Annotated in this window: 18 protein-coding genes; 5 read left to right on the forward strand and 13 right to left on the reverse strand. The window is 57.9% G+C overall.

Annotation, left to right across the window (positions count from 1 at the left end; all coding sequences use genetic code 11):
• Positions 1-19: 19 nt before the first annotated feature.
• On the reverse strand, positions 20-1666 hold the full coding sequence (locus ACR0DG_RS06020) for an electron transfer flavoprotein-ubiquinone oxidoreductase (protein ID WP_480695311.1): 1647 nt from the start codon (positions 1664-1666) through the stop codon (positions 20-22).
• Positions 1667-1790: 124 nt separating this feature from the next.
• Positions 1791-2258, reverse strand: coding sequence for a redox-sensitive transcriptional activator SoxR (gene soxR, locus ACR0DG_RS06025; protein WP_480695313.1), 468 nt, complete (start codon positions 2256-2258; stop codon positions 1791-1793).
• A gap of 86 nt (positions 2259-2344) precedes the next feature.
• Here soxR and ACR0DG_RS06030 point away from each other — a divergent pair, with 86 nt between their 5' ends.
• From ACR0DG_RS06030 to ACR0DG_RS06040, 3 genes are all read left to right on the forward strand, one after another.
• Positions 2345-2725 carry a VOC family protein gene (locus ACR0DG_RS06030; protein WP_480695315.1) on the forward strand — a complete coding sequence of 127 codons (381 nt, stop codon included), beginning with the start codon at positions 2345-2347 and terminating at the stop codon, positions 2723-2725.
• Between the two features lie 138 nt (positions 2726-2863).
• Positions 2864-3334 carry a transcription elongation factor GreA gene (gene greA, locus ACR0DG_RS06035; protein ID WP_480695317.1) on the forward strand — a complete coding sequence of 157 codons (471 nt, stop codon included), beginning with the start codon at positions 2864-2866 and terminating at the stop codon, positions 3332-3334.
• Positions 3335-3348: 14 nt separating this feature from the next.
• Positions 3349-4341, forward strand: coding sequence for a hypothetical protein (locus tag ACR0DG_RS06040; protein ID WP_480695319.1), 993 nt, complete (start codon positions 3349-3351; stop codon positions 4339-4341).
• Positions 4342-4344: 3 nt separating this feature from the next.
• Here ACR0DG_RS06040 and ACR0DG_RS06045 read toward each other — a convergent pair whose 3' ends face one another.
• From ACR0DG_RS06045 to ACR0DG_RS06060, 4 genes are read right to left on the reverse strand one after another with little or no spacing between them, the layout of a single operon-like run.
• Positions 4345-5610 carry a molybdopterin-binding protein gene (locus tag ACR0DG_RS06045; protein WP_480695321.1) on the reverse strand — a complete coding sequence of 422 codons (1266 nt, stop codon included), beginning with the start codon at positions 5608-5610 and terminating at the stop codon, positions 4345-4347.
• A complete protein-coding gene (gene mobB / locus ACR0DG_RS06050; protein WP_480695323.1) occupies positions 5607-6098 on the reverse strand; it encodes a molybdopterin-guanine dinucleotide biosynthesis protein B in 492 nt (163 codons plus the stop codon). The genes ACR0DG_RS06045 and mobB overlap by 4 nt, the downstream gene beginning before the upstream one ends.
• Complete coding sequence (gene mobA, locus ACR0DG_RS06055; RefSeq protein WP_480695325.1) at positions 6095-6751, reverse strand: molybdenum cofactor guanylyltransferase MobA; 657 nt, start codon at positions 6749-6751, stop codon at positions 6095-6097. Before mobA ends, mobB begins: the two co-directional genes overlap by 4 nt.
• Entirely contained in the window at positions 6744-7685 is a 942-nt protein-coding gene (locus ACR0DG_RS06060; RefSeq protein ID WP_480695327.1) for a formate dehydrogenase accessory sulfurtransferase FdhD, read from the reverse strand. Before ACR0DG_RS06060 ends, mobA begins: the two co-directional genes overlap by 8 nt.
• On the opposite strand from ACR0DG_RS06060, the gene ACR0DG_RS06065 reads away from it, so the two are divergent.
• Both ACR0DG_RS06065 and ACR0DG_RS06070 read left to right on the forward strand, forming a co-directional pair.
• Positions 7684-8394: an AzlC family ABC transporter permease gene (locus ACR0DG_RS06065; protein WP_480695329.1), complete on the forward strand. Its 711-nt coding sequence runs from the start codon at positions 7684-7686 to the stop codon at positions 8392-8394. The genes ACR0DG_RS06060 and ACR0DG_RS06065 overlap by 2 nt on opposite strands.
• Positions 8391-8723, forward strand: a complete 333-nt coding sequence (locus tag ACR0DG_RS06070; RefSeq protein WP_480695331.1) for an AzlD domain-containing protein — start codon at positions 8391-8393, stop codon at positions 8721-8723. The genes ACR0DG_RS06065 and ACR0DG_RS06070 overlap by 4 nt, the downstream gene beginning before the upstream one ends.
• Here the strand turns inward: ACR0DG_RS06070 and ACR0DG_RS06075 are convergent.
• From ACR0DG_RS06075 to ACR0DG_RS06105, 7 genes are all read right to left on the reverse strand, one after another.
• Complete coding sequence (locus ACR0DG_RS06075; protein ID WP_480695333.1) at positions 8712-9344, reverse strand: hypothetical protein; 633 nt, start codon at positions 9342-9344, stop codon at positions 8712-8714. The genes ACR0DG_RS06070 and ACR0DG_RS06075 overlap by 12 nt on opposite strands.
• 18 nt (positions 9345-9362) lie before the next feature.
• Entirely contained in the window at positions 9363-9497 is a 135-nt protein-coding gene (locus ACR0DG_RS06080; protein WP_480695335.1) for an aa3-type cytochrome c oxidase subunit IV, read from the reverse strand.
• Positions 9498-9565: 68 nt separating this feature from the next.
• Positions 9566-10126 carry a hypothetical protein gene (locus ACR0DG_RS06085; RefSeq protein WP_480695337.1) on the reverse strand — a complete coding sequence of 187 codons (561 nt, stop codon included), beginning with the start codon at positions 10124-10126 and terminating at the stop codon, positions 9566-9568.
• The gene (locus tag ACR0DG_RS06090; RefSeq protein WP_480695339.1) at positions 10113-11951 is read right to left on the reverse strand and encodes a glycerophosphodiester phosphodiesterase family protein; all 1839 of its coding nucleotides are present in this window, start codon (positions 11949-11951) and stop codon (positions 10113-10115) included. The genes ACR0DG_RS06085 and ACR0DG_RS06090 overlap by 14 nt, the downstream gene beginning before the upstream one ends.
• A 61-nt stretch (positions 11952-12012) precedes the next feature.
• Positions 12013-12465, reverse strand: coding sequence for a DUF6173 family protein (locus ACR0DG_RS06095; RefSeq protein ID WP_480695341.1), 453 nt, complete (start codon positions 12463-12465; stop codon positions 12013-12015).
• A 5-nt stretch (positions 12466-12470) separates the two neighbouring features.
• Entirely contained in the window at positions 12471-13517 is a 1047-nt protein-coding gene (locus tag ACR0DG_RS06100; RefSeq protein ID WP_480695343.1) for an MBL fold metallo-hydrolase, read from the reverse strand.
• Entirely contained in the window at positions 13517-15220 is a 1704-nt protein-coding gene (locus tag ACR0DG_RS06105) for an acyl-CoA dehydrogenase (RefSeq protein ID WP_480695345.1), read from the reverse strand. The genes ACR0DG_RS06100 and ACR0DG_RS06105 overlap by 1 nt, the downstream gene beginning before the upstream one ends.
• Positions 15221-15322 lie beyond the last annotated feature (102 nt).

Raw genomic sequence — 15322 nt, forward strand, 5'->3', positions numbered from 1 at the left:
GCCATTGCCCATTTTTTGCTTACATGTTGGGATAATTTGGGCCATCGCCGCCCTGCGGCGTTGTCCAGGTGATGTTCTGGCTGGGATCCTTGATGTCACATGTCTTGCAGTGAACGCAGTTCTGGAAGTTGATAACGAATCGTGGCTCGCCTTCGTCTTCGACCACCTCATAGACACCAGCCGGACAATACCGCTGCGCCGGTTCGGCAAATTTCGGCAGGTTGACACTGACCGGGACAGCCGGGTCCGACAGCCGCAAATGGCAAGGCTGGCTTTCCTCGTGGTTGGTCATTGCGAAAGACACGTTGGTCAGACGGTCAAAAGACAGCACCCCATCGGGCTTGGGATAGTCGATGGGCTGGTGCTTGCTCGCCTCTTCGGTCGATTCTGCATCGTTCTTGCCGTGCCCAACGGTTCCAAACAAAGAAAAGCCCAGCGTGTTGGTCCACATATCCAGACCGCCCAGCATCAACGAGGCCGTCAGACCCCATTTCGACCAGATCGGCTTGACGTTGCGCACTTTCTTCAGGTCCGAACCGATCGCACCTTCGCGCACGTCGGTTTCGTACGCGGTCAGTTCATCGCCAGAACGGTCGGCTTTGATGGCGTCATAGGCGGCCTCGGCGGCAGCTTTGCCCGACAGCATCGCGTTGTGGTTGCCCTTGATGCGCGGCACGTTGACCATACCCGCCGAACAGCCCAGCAGCGCCACGCCCGGCGCGACCAGCTTGGGCATCGACTGATAACCGCCCTCGGTGATCGCGCGCGCGCCATAGGCCACACGCTTGCCGCCTTTCAGCAGCTCGGCCACCATCGGGTGGTGCTTGAAGCGCTGGAACTCCATGTACGGATACAGGTGCGGGTTCTTGTAGTTCAGGTGGACTACGAAACCGACATAAACCTGATTGTTTTCCAGGTGATAGATAAACGACCCGCCACCCGCGTTGCTGCCCAGCGGCCAACCCATCGTGTGCGTGACAGAGCCTTCTTTGTGCTTGGCCGGGTCGATCTCCCAGATTTCTTTCATGCCGACGCCGTATTTCTGCGGCTCTTTGCCCGCAGACAGGTCGTATTTGGCGATCACTTCTTTAGACAGTGAGCCGCGCACACCTTCCGACAGGAAGACGTATTTGCCGTGCAGCTCCATCCCCGGTTCGGTGTTGGGGCCATAGGAACCGTCCGCCTCCAAACCAAAGACACCGGCGACCACGCCTTTGACTTCGCCATTCTCGCCGTAGACAAGCTCGGAACACGCCATGCCCGGGAAGATTTCCACGCCCAGCTCTTCGGCCTGTTCAGCCATCCAGCGGCAGACATTGCCCATCGAGACGATGTAGTTGCCGTGGTTGTTCATCAGCGGCGGCATTGGGAAGTTGGGGATGCGAATCTGACCGGCTTCACCCAGCATGTAGAAATTGTCTTCGTGCACCGGGGTATTCAGCGGCGCGCCTTTTTCCTTCCAATCCGGGATCAGTGCATCCAGCCCGCAGGGGTCCAGCACCGCGCCCGACAGGATATGCGCGCCAACTTCCGAACCTTTTTCCAGAACCACGACGTTCAGGTCGGCGTCCAGCTGTTTCAGACGGATGGCCGCAGACAGGCCCGCGGGGCCTGCGCCCACGATCACCACGTCATATTCCATCGCTTCGCGTTCAATATCGGCCATCGCGGGCTCCTTAGCTAACTTTCCGAATTGGCGCTTTATGCGCGCGGTCGGCGCAATTTTGTTTCACGGCTGATTACATGCTGAGAAAGACATAGGTCAATCGAAACACGGCGTAACAATGCCGCTATTCGACACTTCTGCCTTCCGGAGTGTCACCCATTAGGTATCTGGGACCGTTACCATAGGATTTTGCACGATCATCGGGATTATATAACGCGCATTTTGGCAGGCTCAGGCACCCGCAGCCAATGCAGCCATCAAGATTGTCACGCAATCGTGTCAGAGTTTCGATTCGCTGGTCCAGATGGGTTCGCAAACCAACACTGATATCCGTCCAATCCTTGGGTGTCGGCGTGCGGTTTCCCGGCAGACCCGACAAGACATCGCGGATCTCAGGCAATGTCAGGCCGAACTGCTGAGCGATCATAATAAAGCTCAAACGTCGAATGTCGGCGCGCTGATACCGGCGCTGCCCCCCCGCATTGCGCCAAGGCGCGATCAAGCCTTGCGCCTCGTAATACCGGATCGCCGAAACAGCCAAACCCGTGCGTCGCGACAAAGCCCCAATAGCCAAACCTTCAGCAGCTGCCATTTCGTCCTCAGAAAATACCTTGACCTAAAGTTAGGTTTAGAAATTACGGTGAGTCGGGACAAGCCTCAAGTAGAAAAGGAGATCCCATGATGGCGACACTTGAACACACCAATTTCACAGTCCGCGATCCGCAGGCCTCGGCGAAATGGATGCAGGATGTATTTGGTTGGAAGACACGCTGGGAAGGCCCGGCCATTGCTGGCGGCTATACGGTCCATGTGGGCAGTGCTCATACCTACCTTGCACTTTATGCACCCAGTGATCCGAAACTTTCCGAGGAAAGCAGCTATGACATCGTGGGCGGGCTTAACCATGTCGGTGTTCTGGTGGAAGACATCGATGAAACCGAAGCCAAGGTCGTCAAGGCCGGGTTTGTCCCGAAATCACACGCAGATTACGAACCGGGTAAGAGGTTTTATTTCGACGACGATAACGGGATCGAATTCGAAGTGATCAGTTATAACTAGGCCGCAATCCGCACATGGTGCGACAAAGCCCCCTTGCATTTCACGCGCCATTTGGGTCAGGTATTCAGCGACCCAACACTTCGCCCCGACGCTTTTTGTGCGGCGGGGCGACTCAATTTATGCGTGGACGACAAGAATATGGAAAAAATTCCAATGACGCCTGCTGGCAATGCCGCGCTCGAGGCGGAACTGAAAAACCTGAAGTCCGTCGAGCGCCCCGCGATTATCGAGGCGATCGCCTCGGCGCGTGAACTGGGCGACCTGAAGGAAAACGCAGAATACCATTCCGCACGCGAAAAACAGGGCTTTATCGAAGGCCGCATCAAAGAACTGGAAAGCATTCTTTCGCTGGCCGATGTGATTGACCCATCCAAGTTATCGGGTGCGATCAAGTTCGGTGCAAAAGTGACTTTGGTTGATGAAGACACCGACGAAGAAAAAACATGGCAGATCGTTGGTGAGTACGAGGCCAATATCGAAAATGGTCTGCTGAACATCAAATCTCCTATCGCGCGCGCCTTGATTGGTAAGGAAGAAGGTGACAGTGTCGAGGTCCGCACACCTGGTGGTGTGCGCTCCTATGAAATCCTGAGTATCGAGTACGCCTGATCCAAGCGACGACAATGTCCGAGTCCACGCAAGAGAAAGAACCCGAGCGGCCAACGCCTCTGGGTGTTTATGACAAACCCGCCGAACCTTCGGTGACAGAGATCGAAATCGCAGCCATCGCGCTTAGCCTTGTCTGGCTGGTCGTGTCGGTTGTCTTTCTGGTCCTGCCCGGGAAGGTTGGCGGTAGCGGCTTTGTTGTAACTTTGCTTGCTGTGTTCATGCCGATCGCGATGATCTGGGTCGCAGCGACTGCCCTGCGTGCCAGTCGCATAATGCGCGAGGAAAGTGCGCGGCTGCAAAGTTCAATCGACGCAATTCGCAACGCGCTTATTGCACAGCAACAGCGTGCCTCCAGCGGGTATGAGCCGAACGTCACCAAGAAACTGGACGAAATCGTCGAAACGGCGAAGAAAACCGAAAGCGCGCTGGCCACGTTCTCGTCCAATCGGCGGCAAACGATCCGCGGCAAGACACCGAATGCGAACGGGGATCAAACCACGTTGGAACTGGGTACGCAGGCCGGGGACATCTCACCACCGCTTAGTACCGACGTTTTCATACGCGCGTTGAATTTCCCCGAAACGCAGGAAGATACCGAAGGGTTCAACGCCCTGCGTCTTGCGCTGAAAGACCGCAAAGCGGCCCAGCTGGTGCAGGCATCGCAGGATGTGCTGACCCTGCTTAGCCAGGAAGGCATCTACATGGATGACTTGCGCCCTGATATGGCGCGCCCCGAAATCTGGCGGCAATTCGCGCAAGGGGCCCGAGGACGCTCGGTCGCTGCATTGGGCGGGATCAGGGATCGGTCTTCTCTTGCACTGACGTCGGCGCGGATGAAACAGGATCCGATCTTTCGCGATGCTGCGCATCACTTCCTGCGCCGCTTTGACCACATGATCATCGAATTCGAACCCGAAGCCAGTGACGCGGAACTGACGGCACTTGGCGACACGCGCACCGCGCGGGCATTCATGCTGCTGGGTCGGGTTGCAGGAACGTTTGACTGACGGCTAAAGACCGAAACTGCCGTAGGGAATAAACCGCACCATATCGCCGGGTTGAATGTGGCAGGCACCGTCGCCAATCTCGACCAGCCCTTCAGCCCAACTCAATCCGCTGATCCGCCCGGACCCTTCTGAGGCAAAGACCTCGGCCCGACCATCGCGCACCCGGGCGCGCAGGTATTCCCGCCGACCCGGTTTCTTGCGCTTCTCGAAACCTGCGGGCAGGGCGAACCCCTGTGGCTCCTGCCAGCCCTCGCCAGCCAGCAATCCCAACGCAGGTCGGGCAAAGATCAACGTACAAACCAAAGCCGCGACCGGGTTTCCGGGCAATCCAAATACCGGAGCACCCTCCCACATGCCAAGCGCAAGGGGACGCCCGGGTTTCAAAGCTATGCGCCATTCCTGCATTGCCCCAGCATCCCGCAACAGCGCCGAGACATGATCCTCATCCCCAGCCGAAGCGCCACCGCTGGTCAGGATAACGTCGGCTTGTTTCGCCGCGCTATCAAGGCGCGCGCGCAATGCTTCGCGATCGTCCGGCACACGCCCCATGTCGACGGGATGAAACCCCATACGCTCGATGAGCGACAACAACATCGGGCGGTTCGCGTCATAGATCTGCCCGGCACCAACGGTGTCACCCGGCTCGCGCAGTTCATCACCTGTCGATAAAACGGCGACCCTCAGTGTTTCGCGGACCGAGACATTGGCAACACCGATCGCAGATAACAGTGCCAGATCAGCAGGCGTTAACCGACGTCCCGCGCTCAGGGCCAGATCCCCTGCGGCGACGTCCTCTCCGGCGCGGCGGGTATTCGCCCCCAGTTTTAGTGGCCCGCGAAACGCGATGTGCCCGTCCTGAAACGTGACATCTTCCTCAAGAATGACCGTATCAACCCCGTCGGGAAGCGCCGCACCTGTCAGCACCCGAAGAGCGTTGCCCGCCGCAACCTGACCGTCAAATGGAATACCGGCCGCCGCGCGCCCGTCCTGCACCGGCATAACCTGCGCCCCGTCCGGCGCGGGACCGGCGAAACCATACCCATCCACGGCCGTGTTAGGCTGCGGTGGGTTCGAACGCTTCGCATGAACATCTTCGGCAAGGATACGACCAGCCGCCTGCGCAAGCGGCACAGTCTCTGCCGCTTTCACGGTGGACAACCGGTCGCGCAGCAGTGCCAGCGCGTCATCGACCGGCGTCCAACTCACCCCGGCGGGCAACGCAAAACAATCATTGCGTAAGGGCGGCGGTGCGATGTCTGGCTTGTTCATAACCCCACCTCATGCAGTATGAAATCCGCAATGGCCGCCGTATCATTCAGATCGAAAACCGGGCGATCCACATCCAAAGGCGTATCACTGGCAACGGCGCGTATTGACGTATTGTCTGTCGCGATCAAAGGGTTTCCGGCTTCTGCGCGATAAGCCTCGACCTTGGGATGTTGTTCGCGCTTGAAACCTTCGATCAACACCAAATCCACCGGGGCCAGACGTGCCAGCAAATCTGGCAAAGCGGGTTCTGGCGATCCGCGCAGCTCTTGCATGATGGCAACGCGTTGCGCCGAAGCCAGCAAGACCTCGGATGCACCAGCCGTTCGGTGCCGGTGGCTGTCGGTGCCGGGTTGATCCACATCTACGGCGTGATGCGCGTGTTTGAGCGTGGAAACAGTAAAGCCGCGCCCGGTGATCTCGGTCACCAACCGCTCGACCAGACCGGTTTTACCTGCGTTTTTCCAACCCGTAACGCCGTAGATCTTCATGCCTGCTCCAGCAGTGTTTGCGCCCGGGCCAGATCGTCAGGGGTGTTTACGTTGAAGAATGGATCAAAGGGATCTGCGGAGAACAAAGCTTCTCGTCCGTCGTGCTTGTCCGTCCACAAGACAACCTTGCGCAACCCGTCATTCAAGGCCGCACGTAAATCATCGCGCAATGCAACGGGCCAGAGACCAAAGGTCGGATGGCGATTGATGCGTTTTCCACCACCGGATTTCAAAGCTTCGTCCTCGCCACGCGGCGTGGTCGCAAGAACCAACGGATGGGTTTGACCTTCGGCAGCTGCGACCAGCCGTGCCGTCAGGTCGCGCGGAAAGAACGGCGTATCGGCAGCGGCCGTCACGATTGCGTCCGCACCCTGTTCCGCCGCCCAATCCAAACCGGCCAATACTCCTGCCAAAGGGCCCGCAAACCCTTCGATACTGTCGGGCAGAATGGGTAAATCCAAATCAGCGAACCGTGCTGGATCACCATTCGCATTCAGCGCAAGCCCATCTACCTGTGGGGCGAGGCGTTCGATTACATAAGACATCAGGCTCTGCCCACCGATCCGCAGCAGCCCCTTGTCGCCACCGCCCATTCGGGTGGCCAGGCCGCCGGCAAGGATTACTCCGAGGGGTCTTGATGCGGTGTCAGGCATTGGCACTCTTTCGCCGATGTTTCTTTTCCTCAACCGCGACGCTGGCCGGATCGATGTCGCGCAGCAGGCGATCCTCGCCCGACAGGCATACGAACCGTTGCCCGCGCATTCGGCCGATCAGAGTCAGGCCGACCTCGCGCGCGATCTCGACGCCCCACGCTGTGAACCCGGACCGCGAGGCCAGAACCGGGATGCCCATCATCGCAGTCTTGATCACCATCTCGGACGTCAGGCGGCCCGTGGTATACAGAATCTTGTCATCTGCACCTTCGCCTTCGGACAGCATCCAGCCGGCAATCTTGTCGACCGCGTTGTGGCGGCCCACATCTTCCATATACACCAGAGGTCGGTTTTCCCGGCACAGCACCGTTCCGTGGATCGCCCCTGCCTCAAGATACAAAGACGGGGTGCGGTTGATCTTGGCCGCAAGCTCATACAGCCACGATGTCCGTACATGAACCTGAGGCAAGCGCACATCTTCGAGCCCTTCCATCATGTCGCCGAACACGGTCCCGACAGCGCACCCGCTGGTGCGGGTCTTTTTCTTGAGCTTGTCCTCATACGAGGTTTGACGCGCCGTTCGCACGACAACCGTTTCAAGGTCATCGTCATAGTCGACGCGGGTGATCTGGTCGTCTTCCAGCAACATGCCCTGATTACGCAGAAAGCCCAGCGCCAGATATTCGGGATAGTCGCCGATGGTCATCGCTGTCACGATCTCTTGCGCGTTCAGGAAGATCGTAAGCGGGCGTTCCTCGACCACTGAGATCTGGCTGACCGCACCATTCTGGTCCACGCCTTCCACTGCACGGGTCAGGCGTGACGCTCCGGGATCGGGGGCGATGATATAGTCTGTCAGGTCGATTTCCGTGGCCAATTGCAACCCTTTCCCAAGACCGCTACTGCTGCTTCGATCACCATAGGATTTAGCCATGGCCTCTGCCACATCCAAGTCATACTTCTGGAAAGGTTTTCGCGACGGCACGCCGTTTGTCTTCGTCGCCGTACCGTTTGGCCTGTTGTTTGGGGTTTTCGCAACAGAAGCCGGGCTGAACATCGTCCAGACGATCGCCTTTTCCGCCACTGTCTTTGCAGGTGCCGCCCAATTTACAGCGCTACAATTGCTGCAGGACAACACGCCGACGATCATCATTCTTGTTTCGGCACTTGCCGTGAACCTGCGCGTGGCAATGTATTCGGCTTCACTGACGCCCTATTTGGGGGCGGCACCATTGTGGCAGCGGGCTTGTGCAGCCTATTTGATCGTGGATCAGTCCTATGCCTGTTCGATGGTGCAGTTCGAAAAAGAACCCCAGATGACTGTCCCTCAGCGGATGACATATTTCCTGGGCACAACGGCCCCGATTACACCGATGTGGATGCTGGGCACCTATCTGGGCGCTGTTCTGGGCGCGCAAATTCCCGAAAGCTGGGCGTTGGATTTTGCGCTGCCGATTACTTTTCTCGCAATGATCGGCCCGATGATGCGGACGCTGGCCCATGTTGTCGCTGCACTGGTCGCCATCACGGTGGCTCTGCTGGCCGTAGCCGTGCCCTATAACCTTGGCCTTTTGATCGCGGGCACGGCGGGGATGATTGCCGGTGCATATGTCGAACTGATGCTGGAAAGACGCCCGACATGACCAAAGTCGACCCAATAACAATGTGGATCATCATCGCCGGATTGGCGTTTGGCAGTTACGCCTTGCGTTTCACTTTCATAGGGCTGGTCGGGGATCGACCGATGCCGCCCTGGTTGCTGCGGCATCTGCGATACACGGCTGTAGCCATCATTCCCGCTCTGATCGCGCCCTTGGTAGTCTGGCCCACAGCGACCGAGGGGCAGCCGGATGTGCCGCGGATGGCAGCAGCCGCAGTCGCCTTGGCGGTGGGCTACATCACCAAGAACGTATTGGCCGCCATCTTTTCCGGCGCCGCGACACTTTACGGGTTGCTTTACTTAGTTGGCTGAGGCGGCCTCAAGCTGGTTAAGGCGTGCATTGTTTTCGGCCAGCCCCTGCTGCAGATCGGCATTGTCATTCTCACGGTATTCCGTGGTAACGACCCCCGGAATCTGACCGAACTGATCCGACAGTTTGACTGGATAGAAGGTCGTTTTGATCTGTTCGAACCCCGGCACTTGCTGCAACAGTTGCGCCGTTGAATTTGCACAAAAGGCGCCTGCAACCGGACCAGACTGCTTGGCCAGCTGCAAAGCGATCTCAGCCTGCTGCGGGGTCACTTGGATGGTCTGGATACGCGCATAATGCGTCTCGCGGGCATGGCTGCTGCGATAGGCACGCTCGGCATTCGGAGTGATGCCGTACAACACATCATCTTTGATCGGCACAACATCCGCCCGGAACGATCCCGCCGGATCGAAAATCACACGCTCGCTACCGCTGATCATAAGCGAAGTATGCGCACCCGAGCCGGTCCGGGTGCTGATCATCGTGTAAAGGGTCAGCGTCGATGGGCCAGGATCACGGTACGAACGCGCCACAATCTCGGCCTGGTCTGCCTGCGGGCGCTGAGAGCCGACACAGCCGGCAACTGTCGCTGCCAGCAGGCAGGCAATCAAAATCCTGATCACGGCCGACCCCGCTTTGGATTAAGAGGCGAAAACCGCCAGGAAGAGGCACAGGAGGGCAATGGCGACGACGCACCATGTGGTTGCCTTAACGAACCCGTTGAAAGTTTTGGTTTGAACGGTGATGTCCATTTCGCCGTGCTTGTGTTCAGCCATGTCAGATAGATTCCCAATTCGCGTGTTTGGAATGTTGGATAATCGAATTTGCCGGGCCTGTCACCACGTCATTCGCGCGCAGGGGACAAGGGCTGAAACACCGAGCAGCCCGGATACCCAAACCCCCATCGCCAAGGCAGGCCAGAACACGGACCGCCGCCAAATCGAACGGCCGCATACATCGCCTCGGCCGTAATGGAATACGCTGATCGTATCTGGTCTGGCGTCATGTCGTAACGCTGGGCATACGTGTCAGCGTGGTCCCTGCCATGTTGCTTTACACAGCTGCGCAACGTGTCATCCGCAGAAAGCCTGGCTGTGAAACTGTCTTCGGGCAGCAGCGCGCCCCCGGCATTGTGGTAGGCGCGATCATGGTCAACACAACAGTTTTCCCAAGGCGGATGGGCTTCGTAAAGCGCACGGAACTTTGGGAAAGTCTCGGCTACGAACCGCCAACTGGCGGAAAGGCCACCGGAACACCCATCCGTTTCAAACGGCGTCAAGTCGACTTCACCCTTCTGAGCGATCAGAGCACGATGCGCAGGCATTTCGATACTGCGCATGATATCCTGCGCCCATGACGGGGCAGCGATCATCGCGATCAGAACCGCAGCTTTAAGGGCTTTCATCGCGCATGGCTTCCTTGTCGAAGGACATCCCGAAGGTTGTCGCCATCCACAGCAATATCCGTTCGGCCGGACCAAGCTCGGCCCGCACACGAAGTACTTCGTTGGCCATTGCGGGGCGATCAGTGATCAGCCCGTCCACCCCCATCGAAGCCATCGCCGACATCTGCAAAGGATCATTCACCGTCCAGACGTAGATATCTTTCCCGGCCGCCTGCACGGAACGAACCAAACCCGGCGAGGCCATTGCCGCGTTGACCGCAACGAAATCGCCTTCCAGCCCTGTCAGATCACCGATTGCTGTTGCCGCCAATACGCCAGCGCGCCAATCCGGACGCAGTGACTTCATCTTTTGCACGGCCGGGTATTTCAGCGACATGGTCGCGATATCGTCCTGCATCTCGAATTCTTCGACCAAGGCAGCGACACGATTTTCCAGATCGATATCATGCCCATAATATTTCAGTTCGATTATGACTTTGGACTTACCCTTTGCTGCGGCCAGAACATCGCTCAGGGTCGGGGTGCGCTCGTCAGCGTATTCGGGTCCAAACCAGCTGCCGATGTCGATATCGGCCACGTCCTCCATCGTGGCATCCCAGACCTTGAGGTTCACGCCCGCCAGTTTCATGAAATCACTGTCATGCGCCACTAGAACCACGTCATCCGCAGATTCCTGCACGTCGATCTCGACCCAGTCCGCGCCGTCCTCAATCGCCTTAAGGACCGAGGTCATGGTGTTTTCCGGCCTCAGCGCCGCCGCACCACGATGACCGATAACTTCGGCCCGGTCTTCGGCTTGCACTTGCTCAAGCAACGTCTTGCCGAACCAAAGGCCGATCAAAACTGCAACGGCCGTGCCGCCCAGCGCGACAAAAAGCGGAGCACGGAATTTCCCCGGTTCGGGAAGCGGTGGTCTGTCGGCGTCGGTCTCGAAAAAGCGATCCAGCACAACGGCCAGTGCGCCCAAAGCAATCGCTGCCAGAACCAGTCCGGCCAAAGACCACACAGCTGCAACAATCAAGCTGTAGACAAGTGCCACCCGCAGGTTCGCAGACCCCTGCAAAGGAACCAGATCGAATAAAAGCCCGACGACCGCAGCGATAATAGCGGCGATCAGCAATCGCACACCTAACCAGATCGCAAGCTCGATCTTGAGACGGCCACGTTTGCCCTCCATCCGCTCGGCACTGGTCGCAAAGGCCTGCGACGGTTTCAGACCTTCGAACAGAACCAGATGCAGGCCCAACGCCCAAGCCGAAAGTCTGCGGATCAAAACCCACGCCATGACCAAAACCACAATCCCAATCAGGCCAACGGCGATCCAGAAGGACGGTGGTTTGAACGTAAGGTAATAGTTGATGTCATACTCGGTCAGGCGCCACCATGCGATCAATGCCGCAACCGCAGCAAATGGAACAACCAATACCAGAACGCGCAGCACAAACCGCGCCGCGAACCCAAAGAGCGCAGGTAAGCGGGACAGGATTAATCCAACAGCCGACCTGCCTGCGCGCCACGGATCGCTTTCGCCCATGCGCAAAGACCCTGCCATGACCGAAAACACAAAGACTTCGGCCAGCAGAAAAATGCTCAGCACGATGATGGCTGCGACGAACCCGATGGGTGAAAGAAAAAAAGCCGCGATGTCCTGATCCGTCAGTGCGGTCTGATCCGACAACGATACTGCAAGATTCACAGCTATTGCGACGCCCGGGGCGATTAGTGCGATCAGCAGCAATCGAACAGCAACATAAATCGGGATAAAGACGGTGCGATGCGCCCAAGCGACTTTGTAGGCATTTGTAACGGCTGAAAAACTGGTCACGATACGCCCCTAATAAATGGTCGATTCATTCAAGGCTGCGCAGACGTGAATTGCAAGATGTCTATTCGTTTTCTTCCAGATCAGCCGCCAACCTGAACCCAATGCGATTTGCGGGTTTGTCTTCCACCGATTTTGGCAAGGCACGCAACATCACGTTCAACTGGCTGACATGTTGTACGAGCTGAGTGCGCGCACCCGTCGCGTCTGACCCGAAAAAGGTGATCACGTCCGGATCGAAGTATCCCATCCCTTCGATCCGCATGACACCTGCATCCCCTCCGGTAAAACCCATTGCGACTTCGTGATCACCGTCCAGCGTTTTTTCAAAGTTCTGGATGTACAGGATCAGCCGTTCATAGGCCCACTGGGCAGGACTTTTGGTTTCAACAGGCTTTTGCAACGGACCCGGCAGTTCCTGCGTGCCGGATTGGGATTCCGAATTCGCGTGAACCTCGTAGCAGCGCGGAAGGGCAGCGGACTCTGCCGCTTCGGCCGAGGTTTCGATTTTGTCCATTCTGGTTACCCTTTGCGCTGAAACTCCCAGGCCCCGTCCGCACGACGCGTTCGGGTCACGGCACCAGTGTGGTAAAGATGGTTCAGATGTGCAACCGCTTCGACTAGTGCCAGGCCGTATTCCCCCTCGCCTATCTGGCGCTTGAACAACGGAACAAAACAATCTGCGGCGGTTCTGGGACGATCGAGGTTATCCTGCAGACGGTCCAGTGCGCTATGGTGGTTTTCGATCAGTTGCTTCATGCGCAACGGCAATCTGGTGAAGGGTAACTTGTGTCCACCCAGCGCTAGATGATCTGGCCGCGCCAACCCTTGCAGGCGCTCACAGGCATCCAGCCATTCGGCAACGGGATCGGCCATCGGTTCGGTGACATAGACACCCAGATTCGGGCTGATCGAGCTTAGGATCTGATCACCGGTGATCACCAGATTGTCGTCACGGCTCCAGAACGTTGCGTGTTCTGGGGCGTGGCCGTTGCCAATGTGCACATCCCAATCACGACCGCCCATCCGGATCACGCTGTCCTGTTTGATCCGGGTAAAGCCCAAGGGCATTGGGTAAACCGTATCGCAAAAATTGAACGGGCGCTCGGTCATGCGTTTGGCAAGGAAATCAGGATCCATCCCGGCACTTCGGTAGTAGTCCAGCGTTTCCTGTGGCCAGTTTTCCTGCACGTCCAACTGCAGCATGCGAGAAAAAAGCCATGCCGTTCGTGTCGTAACCAGCTCGGACCCATGCTCAGACTGAAACCATCCGGCATTGCCGACATGGTCGGGATGGTGATGCGTGATGATAACGCGGTTCACGGGCTTGCCGCCCAGTGGGCCTGCCAAAAGCTCGGCCCAGATGCGCCGGGTTTTGTTCGACGACAGGCCCGTGTCGATCACCGTCCATCCATCGCCATCATCCAGCGCATATACGTTGACGTGGTCCAGAGCCATCGGCAGGGGCAACCGCATCCACAAAACGCCTTCGGCAACCTCAATAGCCTCGCCCTCAGCCGGAGGTTCGGGCCAGGGATACCGGATCGTCAAAGGGGTATCGCCGTCCATCAGGCTGTCAATTCTTCAGCGCTTAAGGCAAACACATCGTCGGCCCCGCACTGTGCCCGGACCAATAGCCCGGCGCACTCGGGCAGCAACGCGTTGATATAAAAACGCGCCAGTTTGAATCGGGGCCCGTCTGGTTCGGCTAAAGCGGCTTTAAGGTGGTAATGCCCACCCAAGACGCGCGCGAACGCATGTAGATAGGGCACTGCCCCCGCGAAACGGTTATTCATATCCGATTGTGCCACCAACCACTCTGTCGCTTCACGCAGGCTCTCGGTTGCTTCCCAGACAGGGCCGGCCAGTTCGGGCATGGATGTCCGGGCCATTTCGGCATGATCTTCGATCTCATCCAACAGACGTCCTGCGGCCTCACCGCCATCCATCATCTTACGGGCAACAAGATCCATTGCCTGAATGCCGTTGGTCCCCTCATAGATCGCAGTCACCCGAACGTCGCGGTAATACTGGGCAGCGCCGGTTTCCTCGATAAAGCCCATACCCCCGTGGACCTGCACGCCCTCTTCCGATACCCGCATGCCGGTCTGGGTGCCGAACACTTTGCTGATCGGTGTCAACAAAGCGGCGCGCGCGACCCAGTCGGAATCGCCAGTGGCGCAGGCCATATCTATTGCGGCTGCGTTGGCCAACATGATGGCCCGTGCAGCGAACGTATCGGCGCGCATGCTCATCAGCATCCGACGCACATCCGCGTGGTCGATAATCGTACCCGAGGGGGTTTTGCCCTGTTTACGCTCCAGCGCATAAGCCAGTGCATGTTGGTACGCACCTTCGGCGGCACCGACACCCTGACCACCAACACCCAGCCGCGCATTGTTCATCATAGTGAACATCGCGGCCATGCCGCCATGCTCTTGCCCAACAAGCCACCCCTTGGCCCCGTCATACTGCATCACACAGGTCGGAGAGCCATGCAGCCCCATCTTATGCTCCAGCGAGACGACCTTCAGATCATTGGCCACGCCGGGATTTCCATTCTCGTCCGGCAGGTACTTTGGCACCAGGAACAGCGAAATACCCTTGGTACCGGGCACACCATCCGGCAAGCGCGCCAAAACAAGATGGCAAACATTTTCGGTAAAGTCGTTGTCACCCCAAGAGATATAGATCTTTTGGCCCGTGACAGAGAACGTCCCGTCCCCGTTCGGCTCTGCCTTTGATGTCAGTGCGCCAACATCTGACCCTGCTTGGGGCTCGGTCAGGTTCATGGTCCCCGACCACTCACCCGCGATCATTTTGGGAAGGTATAGCGCCTTTATGTCATCGCTGGCGTGATACTCCAGTGCCTCAATCTGGCCCTGGCTCATCAGCGGAGCCAATTGCAGCGACAGGCAAGCCGCGCTCATCATCTCATTCACTGCGGTGGTCAGCGTCATCGGCAGACCCATACCACCATATTCGGGGTGCGCGCTCATCCCGATCCAGCCACCTTCGGCAATCGCCTTCCAGCCGTCGGCATAGCCGGGCGACGTCCGCAGCACACCGTTCTCCAACCTCGCCGGTTCCAGATCACCGGGGCGTTGCAAGGGCGCCATCACCTCTTCGCACATCTTGCCCGCTTCGGTCAGAATTGCGGTTACAAGATCTTCGCTTGCCTCTGCGAACTTCTCGGTTGCCGCGATCTGATCAAAACCAACAGCATTGCGGAACAAAAACTCATAATCAGAGATTGGCGCGCGATATGGCATAGTTTTCCTCGGGCTGTCTAACTCGGTGTACGCAGGCGGGGTTGGAATTTCCAGCGCCCACCTTTATGCATCTGGGTTTGAATTATTACGTAGCCTTCCTCA

The organism is Ruegeria sp. BG8, from assembly GCF_056538325.1.